Here is a 6,434-nt window from a genome sequence, read left to right as displayed (position 1 = left end):
ATAATAATTACTATAATATATAATAATTACTATAATAAAGATAGCAGATGACTGTAAAAAAAACAATTATTTGAAAGTACTACTATAAATGCTTTATAATTATATGGTTAAAGTATATTTTCTAAGGATTGGGGTTTATGGGAGATTATAATTACAAGTTGGATGTTTTTGAAGGTCCTTTGGACTTGCTTTTGCATCTTATTGAAAAACATAAAATAGAAATCACCGATATTCCTATCGTTGAAATTACGAGTCAATACTTGGAATATTTAGATAATTGGAATCACTTTGATATTCATTATAGTAGTGAGTTTCTTGTAATGGCTTCTACTTTGTTACAGATTAAATCGCGTATGCTATTACCTAAAGCTGAACCTGAGCCAGAGGATGCTGAAGATCCACGTGATGAATTGGTAGCTAAATTAGTAGAGTTTAAAAAAATCAAAGATTTTACAGCTATACTGATGGAACGTACGGCTGTATCCGCCAATATATTTAGTAGACCTGAAGAAACAAGCGTACTTGGGTTAGATAATATATATAATTTAGAACTTTCCCGATTATATGAAATTTTTTATCAGACTATAAAACGCGCTAAGGAATTACCTGAAGAGGAGCCTATTCGCGAGGTCAAGGTTGAAAAAGACAGTTATAGTCTAGAGGATATGATTTTGTCTTTATCTAGTCGAGTACGACGTGGTGAAAGTTTATATTTTAGGGAGTTATTAATAGCAATTGAAACAAAAAGTGGTATGGTAACAATCTTTATGGCTGTTTTAGAATTGTTGAAGCAACAAGTTATGGAAATGCGCTATGAAGAGGATGATATTATATTCACTGCAGCCTTAGAAGGTACCGTATAGAAAGGGGGCTATATGAGCTTACCAACAATGCATTTAGAGGCCGTGTTATTCTCATCGGCAAAACCTATATCAATAGAAATGCTTGAAGAAGTATTTGAACTTTCAAAAGAAGAAGTACAAGATTATATAGATACATTACAACGGGAACTAGATGAGCAAAATCGCGGCATCCGTTTGAGAGTATCTGGAGCAGGTATTGAGTTAGTTAGTGCCATGGAAAGTGCTGACTATGTAGGTCATATCCGTAAGAGAGAAGATAAATTATCTAATGCAGCGATGGAAACATTAGCTGTCATAGCCTATAAACAACCTATAACTAAAGCTGAAATTGAAGAAATCCGCGGTGTAAATAGTGATAAGATTATTAAACAATTACTCACTCGATCTCTTATTGCGGAACTAGGTCATAAAGATACTGTAGGAAGACCTATTCTTTACGGAACAACTGACGAGTTTTTAAGGAGTGCTGGCGTAGAATCTATTGAAGCTTTACATCAAGAAGTTTCAGAAACAGAAGGATAATATGGAACGATTACAAAAATTTATTGCTAGTTGTGGTGTAGCATCACGACGCAAGGCAGAAGAATTGATTACAGAAGGAAAAGTTAAGGTTAATGGTCGTAGAGTCACTGAATTAGGTGTGAAAATTGATCCTCAAAAGGATAAAGTTAAGGTTAATGGTCAATTATTAGCCCAAGAGAAACCAGTTTATTACTTGTTAAATAAACCAAAGGGGGTTATTACATCTGTGTCTGACCCTCAAGGTCGTGAAACTGTTTTAGATTATATTAAAAATGAATCAAAACGAATCTATCCAATAGGTCGCCTTGACTTATATACAGAAGGGTTATTGTTGTTGACCAATGATGGTGAGTTGGCTCAAAACTTAACTCATCCGTCTAAGGGCGTAGAAAAAACATATGAAGTGCGTATTAAGGGCCGTGTTCGTGATGAAGATTTACAGGTTATTGCCAATGGTGTTGAACTGGAAGATGGTATAACAGCTCCTGCAACAATAGTAGATCTCGGTTTTGATGATCATAATGGTGTTCATGAAGTAGAAATTACAATCCATGAGGGTCGTAATCGACAAGTTCGTCGTATGTTTGAACACTTTGGGTACCGTATTCATAACTTAAAACGAATTGCCTATGCTGGGCTTACCTTAGGTGGTGTTAAACGTGGTGGTTCTCGTCAGCTTACAATTCGTGAAGTAAAAGCCCTAAAAGCGTTAGGAGCAGGTAAGGAATGAAACAAATTGTAGTCATAGGCGGTGGTGCAGCAGGTCTTATGTCAGCTGTTATAGCTGGTCGTGAAGGGGCACGTGTCATCTTACTAGAAAAAATGAATATGGTTGGTAAGAAGATGGGCATTACAGGTAAAGGTCGCTGTAATATTACAAATAGTGCAGATATGACCGAGTTCATTAAAAATACGCCTGGTAATGGTAAGTTCCTATATGGCGCTTATGAACGCTTTAGTAATGAAGACTTGCTTGAATTATTACATAGTTGGGGCTTAAAAACTAAGGTTGAACGAGGGGGACGTGTATTCCCAGAATCTGATTCTGCTTTAGAAGTACGCAATATATTCATGAAAATCCTTATAAAGTATAAAGTTCAAGTTCATTTAAATGAACCTGTTACATCTATTACTGTTGAGGATGGTCGTGTTGTAGGGGTTACAACAGATAAGGAACAATATGCTTGTGATGCCGCTATCATCTGTACAGGTGGTGCCTCTTATCCGTTAACTGGTTCTACTGGTGATGGATATGCTTTAGCTAAAAAAGTTGGTCATACCATTACAGATATAAGACCATCATTGGTACCAATTGTAACAGGGGAATCTTGGGTAAAAGATATTATGGGGCTTAGTCTTCGTAATGTTGAGGTATCTGTTATTTCTAAAAATAAGGTACAAGCGAAACAATTTGGGGAAATGATGTTCACTCATTTCGGTCTTACGGGTCCTACAATCTTGTCTTTAAGTCATACAGTAGGCAAATTGTTGCGTAAGAAAAATCCACAAATCACTATTGAAATAAATCTCAAGCCTGCATTAACTGCAGAAGTTTTAGATAAACGCTTACAGAAGGATTTTGATTTATATTCAAAAAAACAATTAGCTAATGGGATGAAAGATTTGTTACCTGTCAATCTGATTCCGATTGTGATAAACCTTGCTGAATTAGATCCAAGCAAACCAATTAATCAAATCACAAAAGAAGAACGTATGCGTTTATGTCATGTATTACAACATATGACATTAACTGTAAAGGAGTTACGCCCTGTAGCAGAAGCAATTGTTACAGCCGGTGGTATTTCGTTAAAAGAGTTTAGTCCTAAAACTATGGAGTCTAAATTGGTGAAAGGCTTATATGGTGCTGGTGAGGTTCTGGATATTGATGCCTTTACGGGCGGCTATAATTTACAAGCTGCGTTTTCTACTGGTTATGTGGCGGCTATGCATGCTGTACATGGTGATGAAGAATAGAGGTTATTATGAATACAAAAAAAATTGCCATTGCTATTGATGGTCCTGCAGGGGCTGGTAAAAGTAGTATTTCAAAAGTAGTGGCCAATGAATTGGGTTATTTATATATCGATACAGGCGCTATGTATCGAGGTGTAACATGGGCGGTTCTCGATAGCCATGTTGATGTGAAAAATCAAAAAGATGTAGAATCATTGCTCCCTTCATTAGATTTAACATTAGAGCCTACTGCAAATGCTTGTAAAGTATTTGTAAAAGGTCAAGACGTGACAGATCTAATTCGACAACAACAAATCAATGAGAATGTATCAACTATTGCCTCTTATAAAGGTGTTCGTGAATACTTAGTTGAACGACAACAAGCTATGGCTGCTGTTGGTGGTGTTATTTTAGATGGTCGTGATATAGGTTCTGTTGTACTACCAAAGGCTGAGTTGAAGATATATTTAACAGCATCTGTAGATGCACGAGCAAAACGTAGATGGCTTGAAGTTCAAGGTACTTCTAATGAACAATCATTAGAAGATATCAAAAATAATGTTGAAAGTCGCGATGAAATGGATAAAAATCGCGATGAATCTCCACTGGTGTGCGTTGAGGATGCTATTGTTGTGGATTCTAGTAACATGACGTTTGATGAAACAGTGGAACATATATTACATCTAGTACAGGAGCGAATCTAAGATGAATAAATTTTCTACATGGCTTTGGCGTACTGCCTTTTGGTTGCGCTATAAAGTCGGCTATGGACTAAAGGTATATGGGCGTGATAATTTTCCTATGGAAGGTCCCGTTATTGTTGTACCAAATCATTTGAGTAATAATGATCCACCTATCTGCGGCTATGCATTACCTAGACATGTACATTTCATGGCGAAACAGGAATTATTTGTGAATCCCATTTCTCGATTTTTCTGTACATGGCTTGGTGCGTTTCCACTAAATCGCGGTGCTATCGACAAGGTAGCTATACGTCATGCCTTAGGATTATTGAAAGACAATAAGGTACTGGGGATATTTGCTGAAGGAAACCGTCAAAAGAGCGGTAAGCTTGGAAGATTTCATGATGGCGCAGCATCAATTGCATTGCGTACAGGCATTGGTATAACACCAGTTGCTATTATTGGATCTCATAATATGAAGAAAAATCAAGTAGCTTGTATTATTGGTAAACAAGTTCCTGTAAATAAAGCTAAACCAACACCTGAAGCAATCAAAGAGGTTAATGATCGCATTAAAGGTGAAATTCAACGCATGATAGATTCGTATCATGAAAATCGTATAGAGGAGACTTTATGGAAATAATTTTGGCTGAAAATCATGGCTTTTGTTATGGTGTTAAGCGAGCTGTTGAAATGGCTAATGAAGCTGCCGATGGTAAGGGTAAAAGTTATACATTAGGTCCTATCATTCATAATCCTCAAGTTGTAGGTCGCCTTGAAAGTAAAGGTGTAAGTCCTATTCAAGAGGTAGCAGATATTGACGAAGGGACAATGATTATTCGATCTCATGGTGTAGGCCCTGCTATTTATGCAGAAGCTGAAGAAAAGGGATTACATATTTTAGATGCTACATGTCCTCATGTAAAAAAAGCGCAACAAGATGCTAAGTCTGTCATAGAAGATGGAATGACTTTGGTGATTTTGGGCGAAAAAAACCATCCTGAGGTAAAAAGTATTAATTTATGGGCAAATAACAAAGGAATAATCATCGAAGATGAAGAATCCGCCCAAAAACTACAAATTGTGGAAAAAATGGGTGTTGTTGTACAAACAACCTTTTCACAATTCAAATTTAACAGTATAATAGAGATATTAGAGAAAAAATCTAAGAATCTTAAGGTTTTCAAAACGATATGCAATGCAACGCAAGAACGACAGAACTCTGCCGTTGACTTAGCACGTAATGTAGATCTTATGATAGTGATAGGCGGTAAGAATAGCGGCAACACAAACCGATTGGCAGAGGTTTGTCGTGACGTTGGATGTACAACTTATCACATTGAAACTTCTACTGAATTACAACTGGAATGGTTTAACCGAGTACAGACGGTAGGAGTTACAGCAGGAGCATCGACTCCCGACTGGATTATTAAGGAGGTCATTGAGACAATGAAAGATTTTGCAGAATTATTAGCAGCAGAAGGTCAAGAAGAATTTAAGAAAGGGAACGTTGTAGAAGGTACAGTAGTTCAAGTTGAAGATGAACGCGCTTATGTATCTTTTGGCTACAAAACTGAAGCCATTTTGAACAGAACTGAAATTTCTTATCCAGCACCAGAATCTGCCAAAGATGTGTTGAAAAATGGTGATGAAATTAAAGCAGTTATCATGAACCACATCAAAGAAGATAATCCTATTTATCTTTCCATGACTCGCTTGGCTAAAGATGAAGATTGGCAATATGTTATCGAAGCACAAGAAAAAGATGAAGCTATCGTATGTAAAGGTATTGATGCTATCCCAGCAGGTTTGGTAGTAACAGTTAAATCCCTTCGTGGTTTCATTCCATTGTCCCAAGGTGATGTTCATTTCGTAAAATCCTTGGACAACTTGGTTGGTACAGAATTCGAAGCTAAAGTACTTGAAATCGACGAAAAGAAAAACCGTTTGGTTCTTTCCCGTCGTGCAGTATTGGAAGTAGAACGTCAAGCTAAATTAGCTGAAGCATTGAAAAACATCAACGTTGGCGACAACTATAAAGGTATTGTTCGTAAAATCATGCCTTATGGTGCTTTCGTAGATATCGGTGGTATTGAAGGTTTACTTCACATTTCCGACATTTCTTGGCAAAAAATTAAAAAAGTGGAAGATGTTCTTTCCGTTGGTCAAGAAATCGAAGTTAAATTACAATCCTTCGACGCTGAAAGCAACAAATTATCCTTGTCCTTAAAAGCTTTGACTAAGAGCCCATGGGACGTAGCTGAAGAAACATTGCATGTTGGCGATGTTATCAACGGCAAAGTTGTTCGTTTGGTAGCTTACGGTGCATTCGTAGCTGTTAACGACGACATTCAAGGTTTACTTCACATTTCTCAAATTACAAAACAACGTAATGCGAAAGTTGAAGATTACT

7 protein-coding genes are annotated in these 6,434 nt (G+C 36.9%); all 7 read left to right on the top strand.

Annotation, left to right across the window (positions count from 1 at the left end):
- The first annotated feature begins 137 nt into the window (after nt 1-137).
- On the top strand, nt 138-863 hold the full coding sequence (locus QZ334_RS04535) for a segregation and condensation protein A (protein ID WP_119208199.1): 726 nt from the start codon (nt 138-140) through the stop codon (nt 861-863).
- A gap of 12 nt (nt 864-875) precedes the next feature.
- Entirely contained in the window at nt 876-1,385 is a 510-nt protein-coding gene (gene scpB / locus QZ334_RS04530) for an SMC-Scp complex subunit ScpB (RefSeq protein ID WP_119208197.1), read from the top strand.
- A gap of 1 nt (nt 1,386) precedes the next feature.
- Nucleotides 1,387-2,115: a pseudouridine synthase gene (locus QZ334_RS04525; protein WP_295232303.1), complete on the top strand. Its 729-nt coding sequence runs from the start codon at nt 1,387-1,389 to the stop codon at nt 2,113-2,115.
- Nucleotides 2,112-3,359, top strand: a complete 1,248-nt coding sequence (locus QZ334_RS04520; RefSeq protein WP_295232301.1) for an NAD(P)/FAD-dependent oxidoreductase — start codon at nt 2,112-2,114, stop codon at nt 3,357-3,359. Before QZ334_RS04525 ends, QZ334_RS04520 begins: the two co-directional genes overlap by 4 nt.
- Before the next feature lie 8 nt (nt 3,360-3,367).
- A complete protein-coding gene (gene cmk, locus QZ334_RS04515) occupies nt 3,368-4,042 on the top strand; it encodes a (d)CMP kinase (RefSeq protein ID WP_105094318.1) in 675 nt (224 codons plus the stop codon).
- 1 nt (nt 4,043) lies between these two features.
- Nucleotides 4,044-4,664, top strand: a complete 621-nt coding sequence (locus tag QZ334_RS04510; RefSeq protein WP_295232298.1) for a lysophospholipid acyltransferase family protein — start codon at nt 4,044-4,046, stop codon at nt 4,662-4,664.
- The coding region (locus QZ334_RS04505; RefSeq protein WP_295232295.1) for a bifunctional 4-hydroxy-3-methylbut-2-enyl diphosphate reductase/30S ribosomal protein S1 at nt 4,655-6,434 on the top strand (1,780 nt) is incomplete at its 3' end. The genes QZ334_RS04510 and QZ334_RS04505, both read left to right, overlap by 10 nt.

The organism is Veillonella sp. (assembly GCF_019414865.1).
GTDB lineage: Bacteria > Bacillota > Negativicutes > Veillonellales > Veillonellaceae > Veillonella.
This window is presented reverse-complemented; position numbering and strand designations above follow the sequence as displayed.